This is a genomic window from Mycobacterium tilburgii, assembly GCF_902168065.1.
Lineage (GTDB): Bacteria > Actinomycetota > Actinomycetes > Mycobacteriales > Mycobacteriaceae > Mycobacterium > Mycobacterium tilburgii.
Map to the genome: position 1 here is coordinate 46,773 of NZ_LR655702.1, position 20,903 is coordinate 67,675.

General features: G+C 65.5%; 10 protein-coding genes and 11 pseudogenes. 3 read left to right on the forward strand and 18 right to left on the reverse strand.

Annotation, left to right across the window (positions count from 1 at the left end):
- Positions 1-2 precede the first annotated feature (2 nt).
- The 4 genes and pseudogenes from FQ389_RS19455 to FQ389_RS19460 form a co-directional block, all read right to left on the reverse strand.
- On the reverse strand, positions 3-137 hold the full coding sequence (locus tag FQ389_RS19455) for a hypothetical protein (RefSeq protein ID WP_260860587.1): 135 nt from the start codon (positions 135-137) through the stop codon (positions 3-5).
- Between the two features lie 327 nt (positions 138-464).
- Positions 465-1,272, reverse strand: a pseudogene (locus tag FQ389_RS07895) (dihydrodipicolinate reductase); the annotation flags it as partial.
- Between the two features lie 8 nt (positions 1,273-1,280).
- Positions 1,281-1,958 (reverse strand): annotated as a pseudogene (locus FQ389_RS07900) (hypothetical protein).
- A complete protein-coding gene (locus FQ389_RS19460; RefSeq protein ID WP_313901961.1) occupies positions 1,864-2,280 on the reverse strand; it encodes a Rieske 2Fe-2S domain-containing protein in 417 nt (138 codons plus the stop codon). Before FQ389_RS19460 ends, FQ389_RS07900 begins: the two are co-directional and overlap by 95 nt.
- A gap of 128 nt (positions 2,281-2,408) precedes the next feature.
- On the opposite strand from FQ389_RS19460, the gene FQ389_RS07905 reads away from it, so the two are divergent.
- A complete protein-coding gene (locus tag FQ389_RS07905; RefSeq protein WP_186296320.1) occupies positions 2,409-3,074 on the forward strand; it encodes a TetR/AcrR family transcriptional regulator in 666 nt (221 codons plus the stop codon).
- A gap of 6 nt (positions 3,075-3,080) precedes the next feature.
- Here the strand turns inward: FQ389_RS07905 and FQ389_RS07910 are convergent.
- The 5 genes and pseudogenes from FQ389_RS07910 to FQ389_RS07930 form a co-directional block, all read right to left on the reverse strand.
- A pseudogene (locus tag FQ389_RS07910) lies at positions 3,081-4,026 on the reverse strand (PDR/VanB family oxidoreductase).
- Between the two features lie 10 nt (positions 4,027-4,036).
- Positions 4,037-5,785 carry an SDR family oxidoreductase gene (locus FQ389_RS07915; RefSeq protein ID WP_144206654.1) on the reverse strand — a complete coding sequence of 583 codons (1,749 nt, stop codon included), beginning with the start codon at positions 5,783-5,785 and terminating at the stop codon, positions 4,037-4,039.
- A 3-nt stretch (positions 5,786-5,788) separates the two neighbouring features.
- Positions 5,789-6,709 carry a metal-dependent hydrolase gene (locus FQ389_RS07920; RefSeq protein WP_144206674.1) on the reverse strand — a complete coding sequence of 307 codons (921 nt, stop codon included), beginning with the start codon at positions 6,707-6,709 and terminating at the stop codon, positions 5,789-5,791.
- Positions 6,710-6,820: 111 nt separating this feature from the next.
- Positions 6,821-8,289: pseudogene (locus FQ389_RS07925) on the reverse strand (flavin-containing monooxygenase).
- 39 nt (positions 8,290-8,328) lie between these two features.
- Positions 8,329-8,869 (reverse strand): annotated as a pseudogene (locus FQ389_RS07930) (Lrp/AsnC family transcriptional regulator).
- A gap of 67 nt (positions 8,870-8,936) precedes the next feature.
- Here FQ389_RS07930 and ald point away from each other — a divergent pair.
- Positions 8,937-10,052, forward strand: a complete 1,116-nt coding sequence (ald, locus tag FQ389_RS07935) for an alanine dehydrogenase (protein ID WP_144206656.1) — start codon at positions 8,937-8,939, stop codon at positions 10,050-10,052.
- Positions 10,053-10,055: 3 nt separating this feature from the next.
- Here the strand turns inward: ald and FQ389_RS07940 are convergent.
- The 6 genes and pseudogenes from FQ389_RS07940 to FQ389_RS07965 all read right to left on the reverse strand — a co-directional run.
- Positions 10,056-10,568 (reverse strand): annotated as a pseudogene (locus FQ389_RS07940) (serine hydrolase); the annotation flags it as partial.
- 157 nt (positions 10,569-10,725) lie between these two features.
- Positions 10,726-11,737 (reverse strand): annotated as a pseudogene (locus FQ389_RS21195) (nitronate monooxygenase).
- Positions 11,738-11,800: 63 nt separating this feature from the next.
- Complete coding sequence (locus FQ389_RS07950; RefSeq protein ID WP_144206660.1) at positions 11,801-13,186, reverse strand: M16 family metallopeptidase; 1,386 nt, start codon at positions 13,184-13,186, stop codon at positions 11,801-11,803.
- Positions 13,164-15,440: a polyribonucleotide nucleotidyltransferase gene (locus FQ389_RS07955; protein WP_144206662.1), complete on the reverse strand. Its 2,277-nt coding sequence runs from the start codon at positions 15,438-15,440 to the stop codon at positions 13,164-13,166. Before FQ389_RS07955 ends, FQ389_RS07950 begins: the two co-directional genes overlap by 23 nt.
- A 318-nt stretch (positions 15,441-15,758) precedes the next feature.
- Positions 15,759-16,028 (reverse strand): 30S ribosomal protein S15, encoded by a 270-nt coding sequence (rpsO, locus tag FQ389_RS07960; protein WP_144206664.1) that lies wholly within the window; start codon positions 16,026-16,028, stop codon positions 15,759-15,761.
- 144 nt (positions 16,029-16,172) lie between these two features.
- Complete coding sequence (locus tag FQ389_RS07965; RefSeq protein ID WP_186296321.1) at positions 16,173-17,144, reverse strand: bifunctional riboflavin kinase/FAD synthetase; 972 nt, start codon at positions 17,142-17,144, stop codon at positions 16,173-16,175.
- A gap of 113 nt (positions 17,145-17,257) precedes the next feature.
- Between FQ389_RS07965 and mntR the strand changes: the two are divergent.
- Positions 17,258-17,962 (forward strand): annotated as a pseudogene (gene mntR / locus FQ389_RS07970) (manganese-binding transcriptional regulator MntR).
- A gap of 108 nt (positions 17,963-18,070) precedes the next feature.
- Here mntR and FQ389_RS07975 read toward each other — a convergent pair.
- From FQ389_RS07975 to truB, 3 pseudogenes are all read right to left on the reverse strand, one after another.
- A pseudogene (locus tag FQ389_RS07975) lies at positions 18,071-19,310 on the reverse strand (acyl-CoA dehydrogenase family protein).
- A pseudogene (locus FQ389_RS07980) lies at positions 19,307-20,530 on the reverse strand (lipid-transfer protein). The pseudogenes FQ389_RS07975 and FQ389_RS07980 overlap by 4 nt, the downstream one beginning before the upstream one ends.
- Positions 20,531-20,607: 77 nt before the next feature.
- Positions 20,608-20,903: pseudogene (gene truB, locus FQ389_RS07985) on the reverse strand (tRNA pseudouridine(55) synthase TruB); the annotation flags it as partial.

Here is a 20,903-nt window from a genome sequence, read left to right on the forward strand (position 1 = left end):
TGCTAGAGTTTACCGGCACATCCCCGCCAGGTACCCCATGCCGCCTGCCGGACCGTGCGGCGCAGGCGCAACTCGTCGTCGTGGCCGGCATAGCCGTCCAGCCACGCCCACAGATGGGCGGCCAACCGAGCCTCCACGATGACATCTTCACGCGCGAACGCATCAAGGAGTCGACATATGGCTACTAAAGTGTCTCCGATGCCGATGGCGACGAACACTTCGTTGCGCGACTTGCTGTCAAGATAGGTTCGCGCCTAGTCCGCAAGCGACCACGCCAATTCCGCTTCCTCAAAAGGACGCTGCTCGCACCGCTGTCGTGCCATCTGCTCAATGTAGGCAGGCTGCAGACTGATCCGCCGTGGCCGAGACGAAACCCGCGCCCTGCCGTACGGATAACGAAGGCCCGCCGTCATTCGCTAGTCGCCGACTCGCAGGGTCCGGGCACGCGGATATCGAGAACACCGCAGGTTCTGCGCCGGGTTCTCGCCATATCGAGCGGCGTGTACGACGAAGGATTCACCCTTGATCTCAGTGATGGAGCACCCCTTGATATCCCAATGCGGATCGGTGTGCGGAGTCATCTGCCATTCCAGATGCTTCTCGACCCAGGGCACGCCGTCCACGACGCCCTGGTACTTGATGTAGTTGCCGCCCAGCGAACCCTTGGGCAGGGTGTACCAGCCCAGGTCGACGTCCTTCGTGTAGGCGCCCAACTCGTAGCTGAAATTGACCTCGTCGAGTGTCAGATCGAAGCAGTCGGCCATCATCAGCACACTGTCGCGAACACACGCGTGTACTTCTTCAGCTTGCCCGGGATTTCCGGATGATCCACCGGCAGCCCGTAACCCGCCTCGATCCAGGTGACATTGGAGTGGTGACACGACACGTCGACGGATTCGATGGTGGTGACGTTTTCGATCTCGGCGACGTCGGCCGAGCACACGACGCCGAGAATCTGGTTGAGTCCCGGGCTCATACCGTGCCGTAGAAGGTGGCACCGCCTTTTGCACACGCCTCAGCCAGTAGTTGGGTCACCGGCTTGCCGGACGGGTGCGGATGATTGGTGTCGCGGTGCCACCCGGTGATCCAGTCGGCGGTAGTGACGATGTCGATTCCGGCCTCGAGCACCTGCACGTAGAGATCCTCGTCGGGGAACACGCCGTGGAAGGTCAGCACGTCGAGCTTCGCGGCGATGATCTCCTCGACGGTCCCGGTGAACTTCACCCCGTTGGCCGGAAGGCCGGCAAACTCACTGGTGTCCTTACCGACCTTCATACGAGTCAGCCTCTCTGGGTTGCGACACTGTCGTCGGGATAAAACTGCTTGGCCCAGTTGCGAATTGCGGTGAAGCCCGCATACTCGTCGGGGGCCAGCGCGGGCGGATCCGAGTAGCGCTGGTGCTGCCAGATTTCGATGTCCTGCTCGAACTGTCGGATGACCTCGCGGCCGAACTCCGCCACCTTGCGCTCGGCGCGCTCCGGGTCCGCGCCCTGCATCCGCCCGATGTAGACCATGAACCGGATGTCGGAGGTGCACTCGTCGACCGGGGTGATCGCCGAGATGGTGCGGTTGTCGATCATGCCCGCTTTTGGTCACGGCGATGCCCAGGCCGCCGTTGATCGCCTGCACGCCACTGTTGACATCCTCGATCGACTGGCGTCGTCGCCCTCGAAGGTGATGGTGAAGTCGACGAACGACACCGGCCCGCCGAAGTCGTGGCGGATGGACACCGGGACGATGGGCGTGTTGTGCACGTACTTGAAATGTGCGAAGTCCACCCCGTTCTCCAGCACGTATTGGGGGTGCATCTCGAGCCCGGGGCGGTACAGCCGCTGCTGCGGGTGGTAGTCGTGCGCGCTGCTGTCATCGTCGAAGGCGGCGAACACATCCGGGGCATCGAAGAACGGCTCGCGGCGCTGTACGTCGTGCCAGATGTAGACGGGGTCGTTGCGCTCCACCAACAGGGTAGGTGTATACCCGGCGACCGCGGTTGGGGTGATCCTGGTACAGGATGCGCACGTTGCGGCCCTCATTACTCCACTGCCATCCGTGAAACGGGCACTGCAACACCTCGCCGACGACCTTACCGCCGTATCCCAGGTGCGCACCGAGATGCTCGCAATAGGCGTTCATCACGGTGAGCTGACCGGATTCGACGCGCCACGCGACCATTTCCTGGTCGAAGTACTTCATCTTGTGGACGTCGCCGATGCCGATTTCGTCGGACCACCCGACCTGGAACCACCCGGTCGGCTTCATCGACAACGGCGGCCTAGACATCAGACCCGGCCATGCTGTCCTCCTCGCCTACGCATGGTAGCGGCGACACCCATAACAATAAACGTACCATCTATGAAAACGGTAATGGGCTTGTCCCCCACAGGCAAGCAATCGACTACGATCGGCCGATGGCGCAGCGCTCTACCCAGCCCATTTCGAAAGCGGGCATCGCCGGCCGCCGTCCAAACCGGCGCGGCAGTGCGACGCGGGAGAACATGCTCGAGGCCGCGTTGCGATCGCTCGCATCGGGTGAACCGAGATCGGTGTCGGCCAACCGCATCGCCAAGGAGATCGGCGCGACGTGGGGCGCCGTGCAGTACCAGTTCGGTGACACCGACGGTTTCTGGGCGGCCGTGCTGCATCGCACCGCCGAACGGCGCGAGGGCACCCTCTCGGCCCTGTCGACGCCGGTGTCACCGGACATACCACTGCGTGAGCGTGTCAGTGTCATCATCGAGACCCTCTATCACGGCCTGGCGTCACCGGATTCCTGTGCGATAGAGAATCTACGGGCGGCGTTGCCCCGCAATCCCGATGAGCTCGAGCGACTGTATCCGCGGACCGCAGCCGAGCTGTTTTCCTGGCGCAAAAGCTGGCTGGAAACCTGTCAGCACGCCTTTGCCGGTATCGATGTCGACCCGGATCGGGTGCGGGAGGTGGCGGCATTGATCCCGGGCGCGATTCGCGGTCTGGTCTCGGAGCGCCAATTGGGTTCCTACGTCGATCTGGACGTGGCACGCCGCGGACTGACCAACGCCCTGGTCGCTTACCTGGAGCAGTCGCCCCGGCGGTGAGGTCGCTCAGACGTCGATGACGAGCCGGCCGCCGTCGGCTCGCGACACGCACACCAGCATCTCGCCGCCGACTGCGATGCGCCCACGGTGATCGGCTTGTCCGGCAAACACTTTGACCTTGCATGTGCCGCAGAAGCCCTGCTGGCAGGAGTACGGGGTGGGCCTGAAGCATTCGTAATGCAGCGACGCGCCAGCGTGTTCGTTGCGGGCCTTGCGTACCTCCTCGAGCATGCCGACCGGGCCGCACACGTAGACCGCCGTCGCCGGCCCGGCACCGGCCAGCAGATCATCAACCGCCGCTCACCGGCCGTGTTCGTCGTCGGCCCACACGGTCACCCGGTCCGGCGCCACCGACACCACTTCGTCCAGCAACGGCATGTACTCCCTGCTGCGCCGGGCGTGGACTGCGCGCCAACCAATTCCGCGCTGCTGCGCCACCCGCATCATCGGCAGGATCGGCGTCACGCCGATGCCTCCGATCACGAACAACACGTCACGCTCGGCCGTGCCTAGGTAGAACGCGTTGCGCGGCCCTTCGAACGTCAGCCGGTCGCCCACCCGGAACGCATCGTACATTTCGATCGATCCGCCCCCACCGTCAGCGATCCGGTAGTCGGTGCGCCCCGCCCGGGGGGACCACACGACGAGTACTGCCGCCGCCTCGAGGGCAGCACCACGTCGATATGCCCGCCGGGCGTCCAAGACGGCAACAGCGCACCGCCCGGATCGGCCAGTGTCAGGGCGACCACGTCGGGCGCGACGAGTTCGCGCTTGGTGACGACGGCGGACAGGGTGCACCGCACCGGGGTGACCCGCGACGGCTCCTACCGTGAGACGGAGTTGAAGCCGTTGAACAACGTCCGGACGCCCCACAACACCGCGCCCCCAGTCTGTCGCGGTCGCGCCGCCCGTAGAGGTCCGTGGGCCTGCTGGTCCAACGGCTGCCTGGCACAATCAATCCCCTACCTAGGACGAATATCCACCCGGGCGATGAGCCGAGTCAGCGCTGGGGCGACTCGGTGCAGCATGTACCCGATTCTGGCTTCGGCGGCGATCGGCACGACCGCACGACCGGTCTTGACGGCCTTGATGATTGCGGCGGCGGTGGCTTCGGGTGTGTAGTTTCGTCGCCGATAGCTCGCCGCGGCCTTGGTCCGGGCGCGCTCCTGCTCGTCGCCCGACATCCCGGCGTAGATGGTGTTCTTGGCGATGTAGGTGTTGACGAATCCGGGACAGACCGCGGTGACGGCGATGCCCTCGTCGGCGAAGTCCGCCCGCAGCGATTCGCTGAACGCGAGCACCGCCGCCTTGGTGGTGCTGTAGGCGACCATGGATTTCGACGGCAGGTACGGCGACGCGGAGGACACGTTGATGATGGTCCCGCCCGTGCCGCGCTCGACCATCTGTGCACCGAACTCCCGGCTGCCGGCGATCACGCCGCGCAGGTTGACCCCGATAATGTCGTCCCAGTGCTGCGGACTGGTCTGAAGAAATCGGCCGGCCATCCCAATTCCCGCGTTGTTCACCAGGATGTCCACCACACCGTGGTCCTTGAGCACTCGTGCGGCAAGGGTATTCATCGACTCTTTGTCGCTGACATCGACCTGGTAGACAGCGGCCTCGGCGCACGCGGCGCGAACAGCGTCGGCGGTCTCGTTGGCCGCGTCCACGTTTCGGTCGACGACGATCACCTTGTGCGCACCGTGCCGGGCCAATTCCACCGCGGTGGCCCGACCGATACCTGCACCCGCACCGGTGATCAGCGCGAGCGCGCCGGCTATCTGACGGGGCGCGGCGCGCGCCACCGCTGTGCCGGCGTCTCGATCAATCCATTCGCTGGTTAGCCGGGCAATGACGTCGGGCCGTGACGTCACCACCCAATGCCCGCCCTCGATCGAAACGACCCGGCTGTCAACCGGAATCGCGCCGGTGAACCGTTGTAGCGCGGGAGTCACGAACAGGTCTTTGCGGGGCACCAGAGCCTGGACCGCGACATCGGTCGTCGGCAACTCGCGTCCCGGCCGCAGCAGCGGCGCGGGCATGTTGGCGCGGTACAGATTCAGCCCATTAACATAGTCGCCGATCGACCGCGGCGTGACACGCCGCTGGCTACAAACGCTAGATCGCCCGATACGCTCAAGCGCGTCAACGACTTTCACCCCTACCCGAGAGCGAAACGCCAGCTCCGGCAGGCCGGGACACAAAAAGAAACCGATGTAGGTCGACCCGAGCAGTTGCCTAGCGACCTGGCCCATCGTCCGGGGCGTTCGCGCCGAACGCAGGAAGGCGCCGGCGTACTGAAGATGCGGGCCCGAAATCGAGGTCAGCGAGGCGATTCTGCTCATCACCGATTTGTCGGTGATGGCCGCCCAGGCCTGAATCGAACCCCAGTCGTGGGCAAGCAGGTGGACGCGGTCGACACCGACGTCGTCGATCACCGCGTCCAGATCCGAGATCAGATGCGCAAAAGCGTAACCGGATCGCTGTGCCGGACTTGAGGATTCGCCCGCGCCGCGCACATCGTAGGCGACCACGTTGTAGCGGCCTGGATAGCTGCGGGCGAACTCCTCGGCGACCGGATCCCAGACGTTGTGATTGTCGGGCCAGCCGTGGATGGCCAGGATGGTCGGCCGCGCCGGGTCGATCTCGGTGTAACGATGGACGGCCAGCACCACGCCATTGGACGTCATGAATCCGGAGTCGGTCGCCATGGGTCAGCGTGACGCCCGCGCCGCCGGCGACATGGCCAGGTAATCGACCGCCAACCCGACGCCACCCAATTGGGAGGGGTGGAAGCCAGGCTGGTAGTAGTTCGCGATGCCCCGCACGAATCGCAGCGGCCCCGGCAGTAGTCCGCGGCGGGCCGCCCGGAAATAGTCGCGCCAGCGCGGCTTGGTACCGGGCGCCAACTGCGGGTCCACCGAATACAAGTAGCGCACACCGCGAATCCACAACAGCAACATGACCGGTGAGACGACCAGCTGCGCCCGCACCCGCCGCCAGTACCCGGCCTGCAGATGTTGCATCGTGTCGAAGGCGACCGCCTTGTGTTCGACCTCCTCGGCGCCGTGCCAGCGCAGCATATCCAGCATCACCGGGTCGGCGCCGATCGCATCGTGCGCCGGGGTGTTCAGGATCCACTTGCCAAGGATCGCGGTGTAGTGCTCGATAGCCGAGATTAAGGCCACTTGTTCGACCAGCCAGCTGTTCTGTCGCCGCCAGCTCCATCCGGGCCGATTCCCGAGCGCCTTCTCGAACATCCACTTGATCTGGTCGGTGTACGGCGTGACGTCGATGCCCTGCGCCTCGAAGTGGTCCAGCACACCCGCGTGCGCCTGCGAATGTACCGACTCCTGGCCTATGAATCCCTGCACATCCAGGCGCAACTGATCGTCCTTGATCATCGGCAACGCCTTCTTGAACACCTCGACGAAGAACTCTTCACCCGCGGGCAGCACCAAATGCAGGACGTTGAGCATGTGGGTGGTGAATGGCTCGTTCGGTACATAGTGGACCGGCAGCCGGGCCCAGTCGAACGCGACATCGCGCACCTCGAGCACCAGACGCTCGTGGACCAGCGCCGTCCCCGACCTGCCGGAGTGCGGCCCTACGGCCCGGTCGTCGACAGTGAACATTCGTACCCCTACCTCAGCGTTTACACCGACCGCCAGGTCGTCAGTGAACATCGGGCATGGCAAGTATAAGTTCGCCGGCGAATATGCGAAACCGCCGGTACTGGGTTTTCCTCAGCTCGCCGCGACACGCCTGCGCAGGTCGTACTGGCCGGGATCGGGATGCGCCAGCATGCTGCGGTGCTCGCCCGGTGTCAGTGGCCACACCTCGGGGCACGCCGTCTTTGTTGAGGTACCAACTGTTGCAGCCGGTTGTCCAGACCGTGTCCGGCATCGCGGCGCGCAGCGTGTGTCGTTGAAGCGTTCGGTCGCCGCGGCCGTCGGTTCGATCGTGTCGAATTCGCAGCGGCGCCAGCGCTCGATCCAGCCCAGGATGTGGTCGGCCTGCGATTCGACGACGGTCGTCAGGGCAAGGTTGCCCACCGGGCTGTGCGGCCCCGGCATCATGAAGAAGTTGGGAAAGCCGGACAACGCCACCGTCTGATACGCGCGCGTGCCGTCGCGCCACACGTCGTTCGCGGCGAAACCGTCACGGCCGATCAGCTCCAGCGGCCGGAAAAACGCGTGCGTGTCGAATCCCTTTGCCAGCACGATAATGTCGACCTCGTGCAGCACGCCGTCGTCGGTGAGACGATGTCACGCCGCTCGACGTGATCGATTCCGGCGGTGACCAATTCGACGTCGTCGCGCTGGATGGCACGGTAGAAGCCGTTCGACATGACGAACCGTTTGCAGGCCGGCGTGTAGTCGGGAGTCAGAGCCCGGCGCAGCCGGGGATCGCGCACCTCCCAGAGGCTGGCGCGACACAGCGCCCCCATGATCCGCCGCCACAATCCGAGCTTGGTCAGTCCCACGGCGAAGGCGTCGTAGCCGAGGCTGTACGCGCGGTACGCGACCTGGTCGAGCCACGGAAGCTTGCGGCAGGTCAACGCGGTGAACCTGTTATAGCGTGGATTCGCCAGCCGCAGCACCCATTGCGGGGTGCGCTGGAACGTCAACCTTGCCCGTCACACCCGCCGGGCCGGACACGAGTTGGACGCCGGTGGATCCGTTGCCGATCATGGCGATACGGCGTCCCCGCAACGCCACGTCATGGTCCCAGCGCGCGGAATGGAAAGCGTGCCCGCCGAACTCGTCCAGACCCGCGATCGGCGGTATTCGCGGATGGTGCAGCACTCCGGTGGCCGAAATTAGGAAATCCACCCGCGATTTCGTCCCAGCATCGGTACGCAGCACCCAGCGACCGTCCTCGAAACGGGCATGAGTGACCTCGGTGTTGAACTGGATCCGGTCCCGCAACGCGAACCGGTCCGCGATACCGCAAAATAGGCCTGGATCTCGTCCCCAGGCGAAACCAAATGGGACCAATCCGGATTCCTGTCGAAGCTGTATTGATAGACCCGCGACGGGATGTCGCAGACCAGACCGGGATAGGTGTTCTACCGCCAGGTGCCGCCCACCTCGTGGGCCTTCTCGTAGATGGTGACATCCTCAATACCGCTGCGCAGCAACGCTATTGCAATGCACATTCCGGACGTGCCCGCACCGACGACGGCCACCGCGGGGTCGCGTCTGGTGCTCATTGAGGGCGCCGCAGGGTCGGCTCGTTGCCCATCCGTGGATCATAACCGCGGCAAACACGCGGTTAAATAGGCCGCGGCACCCCGGAGATGCTCGAAGATCAACGAGGTTTGGGTGCCGGCCACGTCGGCGTCGGCGTTGAAGTTCTCCACCACGAAGGATCGCAGGTCTTCGGTGTCGCGCGCCGCGACATGCAGCAGGAAATCGTCGGCGCCGGCGAGGAATATAGAAATCCATCACCTGCCGCCTGACCCGGATCTGATGGATGAAGCTGCGGATCTTGCCTCGCGCATTGGAGTGCAGGTTGACCGAGATCATCGCCTGCAGCGGCATCCCCACCGCGACCGGGTCGATGTCGGTGTAGAAGCCGCGGATGACGCCGGGGTCCACCAGCCGCCGCACCCGGCCGTGACACGTCGACGGGGCGATTCCGACGGCCTCGGCAAGCGCGTTGTTGGTCATGCGCGCGTCGGCGTGCAGCAGGCTCAAAATCTTGCGGTCGACGGCGTCGAGGTCGGCGGGCCGAACACTATTCGACGACCCGCCCGCAGTATCGGCAATATTCGTGGAATTATCGGTCACACGAACAAAATATAGAATTAACATCAGCATGTTTGATGCTTCATCGAAGTTTATTCACACTGGAAGCATGCGAGTCGGGATTCCCACCGAGACCAAAAACAACGAATTCAGGGTGGCCATCACGCCGCCGGGCGTCGTAGAATTGAACCGGCGGGGCCACGAGGTACTGGTCCAGGCTGGCGCGGGCAACGGATCGGCGATCACCGACACGGAGTTCAAGGCAGCGGGCGCGCAACTGCTCAGTTCCACCGAGCAAGTGTGGGCCGAGGCCGACCTGCTGCTCAAGGTGAAGGAGCCGATGCCGTCCGAATACGGCCTGCTTCGGCCGGGACAGGTGCTGTTCACCTATTTGCACCTGGCCGCGTCGCGGGCGTGCACCGACGCGCTGATGGCGTCCGGCGCAACGTCGATCGCCTACGAGACCGTTCAAACCAACGACGGCGGGCTTCCCCTGCTGGCGCCGATGAGCGAGGTCGCCGGCCGACTGTCCGCGCAGATCGGGGCGTATCACCTTATGCGGACGCGGGGCGGGCGAGGCGTGCTGATGGGCGGGGTGCCGGGCGTCAAACCCGCCGACGTGGTGGTCATCGGCGCCGGGACCGCCGGTTACAACGCGGCCCGGGTGGCCAGCGGCATGGGAGCCGCCGTGCGGGTGCTCGACGTCGACATCAACAAGCTGCGGCTGCTCGACGCCGAGTTCACCGGCCACATCCAGACCCGCCACTCGTCGGCCTACGAGCTCGAAGGCGCCGTCAAGCTCGCCGATCTGGTGATCGGCGCGGTCCTGGTACCGGGAGCCAAGGCGCCCAAGCTGGTCACCAATTCCCTTGTGGCGCAGATGAAACCCGATGCAGTGCTGGTGGACATCTCCATCGATCAGGGCGGATGCTTCGAGGACTCGCGACCTACCACCCACGACGACCCGATGTTCGCCGTGCACGACACAGTGTTCTACTGCGTGGCGAACATGCCCAGTGCGGTTCCGAAGACCTCGACCTACGCGCTGACCAACGCGACCATGCCCTACGCACTCAAGCTCGCCGAACAGGGCTGGCAAGAGGCGTGCCGATCGGATCCAGCTCTGGCAAAGGGACTCTCGACGCATCGGGGCGCGCTGCTGTCCGAACGGGTGGCGACCGACCTGGGTCTGCCGTTCACCGACCCGGCGAGCCTGCTGGGCTGACGTTCAGCTCAGCCACGCCAGCACCGATCTCGTCACGTCGGCGATCAGCGGACGCAGCGCCGCGGCATCGGGATTCGCCGACTGTGACCGAGCCATGATCGACACCAGAATTCGCTGCCCGGCGGGCCCATAGACCATGCCGACGTCGTTGGTGCTGCCGTAGTCGCCGGTGCCGGTCTTGTCGGCGGAGCTCCAGCCGGGCAGCAGGTCCTCCCGCATGCTCGACGTCGTGTTGCCGCGCATCCACTGTTCGAGCTGGCCGCGCTGCGCCTGGCCGAGAACCGTTCCAGTGAGTAGCTTTCGGATCCCGGTTCCCAGCGCTCGCGGCGTGCTGGTATCGCGCAGGTCGCCGGGAATCGCGGTGTTCAACTCGAGCTCCCACCGGTCCAGCCGGGTGAGCTCGTCACCGATGGAGCGGGCGAAGTCGGTGATGGCCGGCGGTCCTCCTATTGCCGACAACAACAGGTTGGCGGCGGTGTTGTCGCTGCGCTGCAAGGCGGCCGCGCACAACTGTCCGCGTAGAGGCCTAACCAGGTGTCGTATCGATGTTCCAACTTCGGCCAGCCGGTCGTCGATGGCCGCCGGATCGGCCGATGCCCTTCCGTGGACGGTCAATGCCGGCGCCGCGGCGGCGGCCAACAAGATCGTTCGACGGGTCATGCGCCACGGCCTGCTAATCGTCAGGCATCAGACTCGCGACGATGTCGGCCACCAGTCCAGGCTGCGCTTCGCAGAAAGACGTTCCCGCCCAGAGGTTCATCCCGTTCGGGTCTTCTCGCTCGGCGGCCGCCTCCCGGATCGGCAGCGTCATCTGGTTGACCTCGGGATAGCCTAGCAGCGCGATGTTGTCGAAGTGGCGGATGAATTCATTCTCCAGGCTGCGTGCGTAGCGGCCCGAGAACGCGCGCGTGAGGATGGTTCTGGCGAACAGCTGATTCTTCATCGCACCGCGATGGGCCGCGCTGGTGCCGGCCTCGTCGCTGAGCAGCAGCGCAGTTCCGACCTGCACGGCCACCGCTCCCCTGCGCAGCACCCCCGCGACGTCCTCGGCGGTGCCCAGTCCGCCGGCGGCGATGATCGGGACGTCGCGATGCGCCCGCTGGATCCGGTCGATCAGCTGATGCAGCGTTTCAGTCCCGGGCTCCATGTCGGGCAAGAACGTGGCGCGATTTCCCCGGCGTTAGGGCCCTGAACCACCATGCTGTCCGCCACCCCGGCCTCGTACAGCGAGGTCACCGTGACCATCACCAGCAGTCCCAGCGCCCCCAACCGGCGGATCACATCCGGCGAGGGCACGCCGTAGGTAAAGGACACCAGCTCCGGGCGCAGGTCGGCCACCACCTCGAGCTTGGCCGCCCAGTCGTCGTCATGGCCGTACTCGGGCCGGCCGACATGGACCTGGTAGTGCTCGGCGACGCCTTCGAGTTCGTACGCGTAGAAGTCAGCGCCACCCAGTCCGCGACGCTGGGTTGCGGCACGAGCAGGTTCACTCCGAGCGGGCCGGTGGTCGCGGCGCGCGTGGCCGCGACCACCGCGGCGAATTCGTCGGCAGTCAGATAGCCGGCGGGCACGAAACCGAGGCCGCCGGCGTTGGACACCGCAGCCGCCAATGCCGGGCTGCCGGGCCCACCCGCCATCGGTGCACCCACGATCGGGACCGGAATGTCCCAAAAGCCCAATACCATCCGTCCGTCTAGTCCGACGACGGCGAGCGCCGGTGTGGCGCGAGTGATGAGACGGACATTAAGCTACCGTACCATCGCCCGAAGTTGTTGCGGCAGTGATCGTTTGGACGCATAAGGTCCGATGACAGCCGCACCGTAACGCTTGGTGAGCAGCCTGCTCGCCACGGCGTTGACCTCGTCGACGGTGACGGCGTCGATTTTGCGGAGGGTGTCCTCGATACTGCGGTGCTTGCCATAGTTCAACTCGCTACGACCGATCCGGCTCATTCGAGAACTGGAATCTTCCAGCCCCAGCACAATCCCGCCACGCAACGAGCCCTTGGCGATCCGGCATTCCGCCTCGGTGATGCCGTCGCGCGCGACCGATTCGAGCACCGCGCTGGTGACTCGCATGATGTCGGCGAACCGCTCGGGCAGGAACGCGGCGTACACCGACAGCGCGCCGCTGTCGGCGAACGTGTCGACCGACGAGAAGACGGAGTAGGCCAGCCCGCGCAACTCACGGACCTCCTGAAACAGCCGCGAGCTCAGCCCGCCGCCCAGCGCGGTGTTGAGCACCAACAGCGCCCACCGGTGTTCCCAGCCGCGCCCAGGAGTGCGCACGCCCAGCGACACATGGGTCTGCTCGGCGTCGCGCTTGGCCAGCGCCAATCCCGGCTGGCCGGCGATCCGTCCGGCACCCTTGCGCGGCAAAATGGGCTGGCGCCCGCGCACCAGGCGCGACCCGAAGTGCTCGCGGACCAACGCGACGACCTCGTCGTGGTCGACGTTGCCGGCCACCGCGACGACCATCCGTTCCGGTGTGTAGCGCCGCACGTGGAACGAGTGCAGCTGGGCGCGCGACATCGACGACACCGAGTGCGCGGTACCGATGACCGGCCGCCCGACCGGGTGGTCTCCGAACAGCGTCGAAAGGAACATGTCCCCCAGCGCGTCCTCCGGGTCGTCGTCGCGCATCGCGATCTCTTCCAGCACGACGTCGCGTTCCAGCTCGACGTCTTCGACGGCGCAGCGGCCGTTGAGGACGACGTCGGCGACCAGGTCGACGGCCAACGCCAGATCACTGTCGAGCACGTGCGCGTAGTAGCAGGTGTGCTCCTTGGCGGTGAACGCGTTCAGCTCCCCGCCGACGGCGTCCATCGCCTGGGCAATGTCGACCGCCGTGCGGGTCGGCGTCGACTTGAACAGCAGATGTTCGAGAAAGTGTGCCGCCCCGGCGACGGTGGCGCCTTCGTCCCGCGAGCCGACGCCCACCCATACCCCGACCGACGCGGAACGGACCGCGGGCAGGTATTCGGTGACCACCCGCACGCCGCCGGGCAACGTCGTGCGCCGCAACGTGTCCTGCGGCGCAGGCTGGGCGTCGACGGCCTGCTTACCGCGCCGCAGGGCATCCGCCCGGCCGGAGCGAGCCCCGGGCGCGTCGTCAGCTGCTGGCGGTCGCGGCATCGGCTGGCGCTGCCTCCTGGGGGGCTCCGGTGTCGGCGGGCGCGGCACCGTCCTCTTCCACGAGGACCAGCGAGATCTTGCCGCGCTTGTCGATGTCGACGATCTCCACGCGCAGCTTGTCGCCGACGTTGACCACGTCCTCGACCTTGGCGATGCGCTTCCCCTTACCGAGCTTGGAGATGTGCACCAGGCCGTCGCGACCGGGCAGAAGCGACACGAAAGCACCGAAATCGGTTGTCTTGACCACGGTCCCGAGGAATCGTTCGCCGACCGTCGGCAGCTGCGGGTTGGCGATCGCGTTGATCCGGTCGATCGCGGCCTGAGCCGAGGGCCCGTCCGTCGCGCCGACGAACACTGTGCCGTCGTCCTCGATAGAGATCTGCGCGCCGGTCTCCTCGGTGATCGCGTTGATCACCTTGCCCTTGGGCCCGATGACCTCACCGATCTTGTCGACCGGAACCTTGATGGTGGTCACCCGCGGGGCGTACGGGCTCATTTCGTCGGGCGCGTCGATGGCCTCGGCCATCACCTCGAGGATAGTCAGGCGCGCATCCTTGGCCTGGGCCAGCGCACCCGCGAGCACCTGCGACGGAATGCCGTCGAGCTTGGTGTCCAGCTGCAGGGCGGTGACGAAGTCCTTGGTGCCGGCGCACTTGAAGTCCATGTCACCAAACGCGTCCTCGGCGCCGAGGATGTCGGTCAGAGTGACGAAGCGCCGCTCCGACTTCCCGTCCACCTCGACATCGTCGGAAACCAGGCCCATCGCGATGCCCGCCACCGGAGCCTTCAGCGGCACACCGGCATTGAGCAGCGCCAGCGTCGACGCGCAGACCGACCCCATCGAGGTCGAACCGTTGGAGCTCAACGCTTCCGACACCTGTCGGATGGCGTAGGGGAATTCCTCGACGCTGGGCAGCACCGGAATCAGCGCCCGTTCGGCGAGCGCGCCGTGCCCGATCTCGCGGCGCTTGGGCGAGCCCACCCGGCCGGTCTCACCGGTCGAGTACGGCGGGAAGTTGTAGTGGTGCATGTACCGCTTGGTGGTCTCCGGTCCCAGCGAGTCGATCTGCTGGGCCATCTTCATCATGTCCAGCGTGGTGATGCCCAGGATCTGGGTCTCGCCGCGCTCGAACAGCGCACTGCCGTGCGCCCGCGGGACGATGGCGACCTCGGCCGCCAACGCGCGGATGTCGGTGATGCCGCGGCCGTCAATGCGGAAGTGGTCGGTCAGGATGCGTTGGCGCACCAACTTTTTGGTGAGCGAACGGAAGGCCGCCGAGATCTCATTCTCCCGGCCCTCGTAGGTGTCGGCGAGCCGTGCCAGCACTTCCGCCTTGAGCTCGTCGGTGCGCGCGTCGCGCTCGGCCTTGCCGCCGATGGTCAGCGCCTTGGCCAGCTCATCGGTGGCCACCGAGGCGACCGAGTAGTAGACGTCCTCGGCGTAGTCGGGGAACGTGGGGTACTCGCCGGTCGGCTTGGCGGCGGCGCCGACCAGCTCCTCCTGCGCGGTGCACAATGCCGCGATGAACGGCTTGGCGGCCTCAAGACCTTCAGCCACAACGGTTTCCGTCGGCGCCTGGGCGCCGCCCTCGACGAGCTCGATGACGTTCTCGGTGGCCTCGGCCTCGACCATCATGATGGCGACATCTTTGTTGTCGCCGTCGCCGACCTTACGGCCGGCCACGACCATGTCGAACACGGCGCGCTCGAGCTGCTCGACGGTCGGGAACGCGACCCAGGTCCCGTCGATCAGCGCGACCCGCACGCCCCCGATCGGTCCCGAGAACGGCAGGCCGCTCAGCTGGGTGGAGGCCGACGCGGCGTTGATCGCCAGCACGTCGTACAGGTCGTTGGGGTCCAGGCTGAGGATCGTCACGACGATCTGGATTTCGTTGCGCAGGCCGTCGACGAACGATGGGCGCAACGGCCGGTCGATCAGCCGGCAGGTCAGGATCGCGTCGGTGGAGGGACGCCCCTCGCGACGGAAGAACGAGCCGGGGATGCGGCCCGCGGCGTACATCCGCTCCTCGACGTCGACCGTCAGCGGGAAGAAGTCGAAGTGCTCCTTTGGTGACTTGCTTGCGGTCGTCGCCGACAGCAGCATGTTTTCGTCGTCGAGGTAGACGGCGACGGAACCGGCGGCCTGCAGGGCCAGCCGACCGGTCTCGAAACGGATGGTTCGGGTACCAAAGGTCCCGTTGTCGATGGTGGCGGCCGATTCTAATACGCCTTCATCAATTTCAGCTACAGACATGGGTGTCCGTACAGCCTCTCTGGGTTTATTCAGCCATTTCGCGTCGTCATGCGCGAGTACCCCGAGAGCTACCCGATAGGAGAGTCCGAATGCGTCTACGGCCGTCGATCGAAGCAGCCGACCTGCCCCAGATCCGGAGAGCCCGGCTGCCACTACCGAAGACCGCCCGATGCAGACTGGGTTGCTCTGACGAACATGCGTAGTGACACGCTGGAACGGAACGCGCGGATCTGCGCGGACCGCACCATTTGCTCGGGCCAGACCGGCCCAGAACGCTCTTACTCTACACGGGCGAACGCCGCCCGACGGAACCGTGCGTCAGCGACGCAGGCCCAGGCGATCGATCAGCGAGCGGTAGCGCTCGACGTCGATCTGGGAGATGTACTTGATCAGCCGGCGCCGGCGGCCGACCAGCAGCAACAGGCCGCGCCGCGAGTGGTGGTCATGCTTGTGCACCTTGAGGTGCTCGGTCAGGTCGGCGATCCGCTTCGTCAGCAGCGCGATCTGTGCCTCCGGCGAGCCGGTGTCGGTGTCATGCAGGCTATATTGGCTCAGAATTTCTTTTTTCTGCTCGGCAGTAAGCGCCACGAAAACATCTCCATCAGTGGGTCCGCGAGGGTTCAGGATCGAGGCGCGGCCACCGCGAACCGCAGCACACGCCGATGCCGTCCACAGTTTAGCAGCGCTGCACTGTTGGGCCTAAACGCGCGAGCACGCCCCGGGGCCGGACGCTCAGTTCGACAGCAGGGCGCGGGTCCGCTTGGTGTCGGCACCGATCTCGTCGACCAGCTCCTGCACGGAGTCAAACCTGCGCTGGCCGCGGATGCGGGCGACGAAGTCCAGGGCGACGTGCTGTCCGTAGAGGTCGGCGCTGGTGTCGAGGACGAACGCCTCGACGGTGCGGGTACGCCCGAAAAACGTCGGGTTGGTTCCCACCGAGACGGCGGATTGGTACCGCTCACCTGGTACAACGGTACCGGTGGCCGGTCCGTGACCGAGGACAGTGAACCACGCGGCGTACACGCCGTCGGCGGGGATGGCCGAGTACATCGGCGGTGCCACGTTGGCAGTCGGATAGCCCAGCTCGACACCGCGGCCATAACCCCGGACGACGACGCCTTCGACGCGGTGCGGGCGGCCCAGCGCCTCGGTGGCCGCGACCATGTCGCCGGCGTCCACGCACGAGCGGATGTAGGTGGACGAGAACGTCAAGGTCTCGTTGCTGTAGTGGTCCGACAGCAGGGACATAGACTCCACCGAGAACCCGAACCGCTCACCGGCTTTGCGCAGGGTGTCGACGGTGCCGGTGGCCTTCTTGCCGTAGGTGAAGTTCTCTCCCACCACGACCTCGACGACGTGCAGGTGTTCCACCAGCAGCTCGTGGATGTACCGGTCCGGGGTGAGTTTCATGAAATCCGTCGTGAACGGCATCACCAGGAAGACGTCGATACCGAGTTCCTCGACGAGCTCGGCGCGGCGGGTCAGCGTGGTCAGCTGGGCAGGGTGGCTGCCCGGATAGACGACTTCAATCGGATGCGGATCGAACGTCATCAGCACGGACGGCACGTTGCGTGCCCGGGCGGACTTCACCGCGTGGGCAATCAATTCGGCATGACCGCGGTGCACACCGTCGAACACCCCGATCGTCAGCACGCATCGGCCCCAGTCAGTGGGGATCTCGTCTTGGCCGCGCCACCGTTGCACGATCGCAAGCCTACGATGCACGCCCGCCCGACACGCTGAGATATGCCCTTTCCGCCGATCTGAGCGGCGGTCGCGCCGACGGATCAGAGATAGTTTGCCTAAACTTTGCGGTTGTGAGTGCTGACGACGAGGCTGGCGGTCTCACCGCGGTCAGCCAGGACTACCCTCAAGGTCATCTGGAATGCCCAGGAGTGGTCTCCTGACGGCACGCCACAGAAAGTCAGCACCAAGATTCTGGCCGACCGGATCGGGGTGTCGGCCAGCACAGCGTCGGAGTCGATCCGCAAACTCGCCAGCAGGGGCTGGTCGATCACGCGAAGTATGGCGCGGTGAGTCTGACCGAAGCCGGCCGGCGGGCCGCGCTGGCGGTGGTCCGCCGGCATCGGCTGCTGGAAACTTTCATGGTCAACGAGCTGGGCTACGACTGGGACGAGGTGCACAACGAGGCCGAGGTGCTCGAGCACGCGGTATCGGAGCGGTTGGCGGCGCGGATCGACGCCAAACTGGGCTTCCCTTAGCGCGACCCGCACGGCGATCCCATCCCCGCCTCCGACGGCAACATTCCGACGCCGCCGGCCCGGCAGCTGTGGGCGTGCGACGACGGCGAGAGCGCGACGGTGGCCCGGATCTCCGACGCCGACCCCGAGATGTTGCGCTACTTCTCCAGCGTCGGGATCAGCCTGAACTCCTGACTGCGGGTGCTGACCCGGAAAGAATTTGCCGGGATGATCTCGGTCGCGATCGAATCGTCCGACGGCGCCGAGACCACCGTCGATCTGGGCAGTCCGGCCGCGCGGGCCGTGTGGGTCATGGCCTAACAGCTCCCGCGTCTGGCGGCCCGTCAGGCACCGAACGTGCATTCACTGCGAAAACGCCGCCGGATTTTCGCGCTAAGTGCACGTTCGACGCGAACAGCGCCCGCGAACTCAGCTGGCCAGCAGACCCTTGGCGATGTGTGCGACCTGTACCTCGTTGCTGCCGGCGTAGACCATCAGCGACCTGGCATCCCGCGCCAGCTGTTCCACCCTGTATTCGGCCATGTAGCCGTTGCCGCCAAACAGCTGCACCGCCTTCATCGCCACCTCGGTGGCGGTCTCCGACGCGTACAGCTTGACCGCCGACGCCTCGGCCAGCGTCAGGGGCTTACCGGCCTGCTGACGTTCGATGGTCATGAAAACCATGTTCTGCACGTTCATCCGGGTGATCTCCATCTTCGACAGCTTGAGCTGGATCAGCTGGAACTGCCCGATGTTGCGGCCCCACAGCGTGCGGGTCTTGGCGTAATCGACGCACAGCCGGTGGCACTCGTCGATGATGCCCAGCGCCATCATCGCGATCCCGATCCGCTCGGCGGCGAAGTTGTCGCGGGCACTGTCGCTGCCGTCGCTGCCGGCGTGCTGCTTGCTTTCACCGAGCAACCGGTCCCAGCTCAGCCGGACGTTGTCGAAGAACAATTCGCCGGTGGCAGGGACATCATGCCCATCTTCTTGAACGGTTTGCCCTGTGAGGCCTTCCATGCCCGCGTCGAGCACGAAAACCAGCACCGGGCGGTTGCGTTGCCCTCCGCATCCAGCGCCATGTCGCCGTCGTCCAGCTTCGCGTAGACGAGGACGTCCGCGTAGGGCCCGTTGGTGATGAACCGTGTTCTGCCCGTTCAGGATGTAGTCACCGCACGGTGGTCTTCATGCCGCCGAACGCGTCCGATCCGGAGTCCGGCTCGGTAATCGCCCATGCCGCAATCTTTTCCAGCGTCATCAAGCTCGGCAGCCAGCGTTCCTGCTGGGCCAGGGTGCCGCGGCTGGCGATGGTCGCCGCACCCAGACCGAGGCTGACCGACGCGGTGCTCGGCAACCCGAGGCTGACCCGGGCAATTTCCGAGACCAGCACCGCGATCATTGAGCACTGGATACCCAATACACCGGAATCGATTGCTCTGTATTGATTTTCACCCTCTGCATCGCAGCGCTGCTTGGCACGTTCGCGGTCCAGCATTTTTGACCGACTCGGCGTCCAACGTGTTCAGGCCGAACTGGCTGAAGAACTTGCGGGCGATCGGATAGGGCGACAACGCGCCGGTTTCCAGTTCGTCCAGATGCGGACGGATCTCCTTGTCCACGAACTGCCGGAAAGCGTCGCACATCAATAGGTTTCGGACCACTCGATCACCACTGGTGCCCCTTGGCCCACCCGCCCGCTGCGCGGCTCAGCGTTCGGCCCTTTTGATACGCGGTCACCACTGCCGCACCGCCCAGCCCGATGTTGTGTTGGAACGCGACCGTGACGTTGTCGACCTGACGCTTGTCGGCCTGGCCCCGCAGCTGCCAGTTCAGCTCAGCGCACTGCGCCAGCCCGGTCGCGCCCAGCGGGTGTCCCTTGGAGATCAGGCCGCCGGACGCGGTTGACCATCCAACGTCCGCCGTAGGTGGTGTCACCGTTGTCGATCAGCTTCGGCACCTCATCCTCGCCGCACAGACCGAGCGCTTCGTAGAGCAACAGCTCATTGGCCGAGAAGCAGTCATGTAGATCGATCACCTGAAAGTCCTCCGGACCGAGCCCGGACTGGTCGTAAACACGTTGTGCCGCTTGCACATTAATGTCATATCCGATCAACGCCTTGGCGGTGCCGTCGAAGGTGGACTTGAAGTCGGTGGTCGTCGCCTGACCGACGATCTCCACCGCTTGGCACGCCAGCCCGTGCCGGTCGGCGAACGCCTCCGACGCCAGGATCGCCGCGCCGGAACCGTCCGACGTCGGCGAGCACTGCAGCTTGGTCAGCGTGTCGTAGATCATCTTCGCCGACAGGATGTCGTCGAGGGTGTACTCGTCCTGGAACTGGGCGAACGGGTTGTTCACCGAATGCTTGTGGTTCTTGTAGCCGATCTTGGCGAAGTGCTCCGCGCTGGTGCCGTACCGTTTCATGTGCTCACGGCCCGCGGCGCCGAACATCCAGGGAGCCGCGGGAAACGAACTCGCTGATCTCGGCCATCGCCTTGACGTGCTTGTCCATCGGGTTGGTGTGGTTTTCGTAGGTCGTCGCCAGCGATCCGGGCTTCATCTTCTCGAAGCCGAGCGATGGTGCAGTGGCCAACCCGCCCCGAATCGCCTGGGCCGCCAGGAACAGTGCCGTGTCTGGTCGAGCAGTTGTTGACGTTGACGATCGGGATGCCGGTCAAGCCCAGCTCTTAGAGGGCGCGCTGTCCGGCGGTCGACTCGCCGTACGCGTAGCCGACGTAACCCTGCTCGACGTCGCTGTAGTCGATGCCGGCGTCGGTCAGCGCGTTGGTGCCCGATTCGCGCGCCATGTCCGGGTAGTCCCAGCCTTCGCGGTGGCCCGGTTTTTCGAATTTCGTCATGCCGACGCCGATGACGTAGACCTTGTTGGACATTGCGCACCTCCGGGCCATGGTGTTTTGACACCCGTCTGGTCGGCAGCTTAGCCGTGGAGCGCTCGTTGCTGGAACCCTCAGGACGTCGAGTTCTGCATCGTCGCGGGGCGCAAAACCACCGCCGACTTGGTCCGAGCGCCCTCGTCGCGCAACAGCGCAATGACCCGGCCGTCGGGATTGGTAGCGGCATAGACGCCGTCGATCCCGGCCGGCGACAGGGGCCTACCATGGCGGGTCGCCTCGACCTCCTCGGGCGTGAGGTCCCTACGCGGGAACACCAGCAGACAGGCCTCGTCCAGCGTCCAGCTCAGCTGCGGCCGGTCGGCCAATTCATCGAGCGACCGGGCTCGGTCCAGCTCGAACCGCCCCACCC

Coding starts and splice junctions, on each gene's coding strand:
- FQ389_RS07920 (WP_144206674.1), bottom strand. CDS start 6,709: ATGTTCACTGTCGACGACCGGGCCGTAGGGCCGCACTCCGGCAGGTCG.
- FQ389_RS07950 (WP_144206660.1), bottom strand. CDS start 13,186: ATGCCGCGACCGCCAGCAGCTGACGACGCGCCCGGGGCTCGCTCCGGC.
- FQ389_RS07955 (WP_144206662.1), bottom strand. CDS start 15,440: ATGTCTGTAGCTGAAATTGATGAAGGCGTATTAGAATCGGCCGCCACC.
- FQ389_RS19460 (WP_313901961.1), bottom strand. CDS start 2,280: ATGTCTAGGCCGCCGTTGTCGATGAAGCCGACCGGGTGGTTCCAGGTC.
- FQ389_RS07915 (WP_144206654.1), bottom strand. CDS start 5,785: ATGGCGACCGACTCCGGATTCATGACGTCCAATGGCGTGGTGCTGGCC.
- ald (WP_144206656.1), top strand. CDS start 8,937: ATGCGAGTCGGGATTCCCACCGAGACCAAAAACAACGAATTCAGGGTG.
- FQ389_RS07905 (WP_186296320.1), top strand. CDS start 2,409: ATGGCGCAGCGCTCTACCCAGCCCATTTCGAAAGCGGGCATCGCCGGC.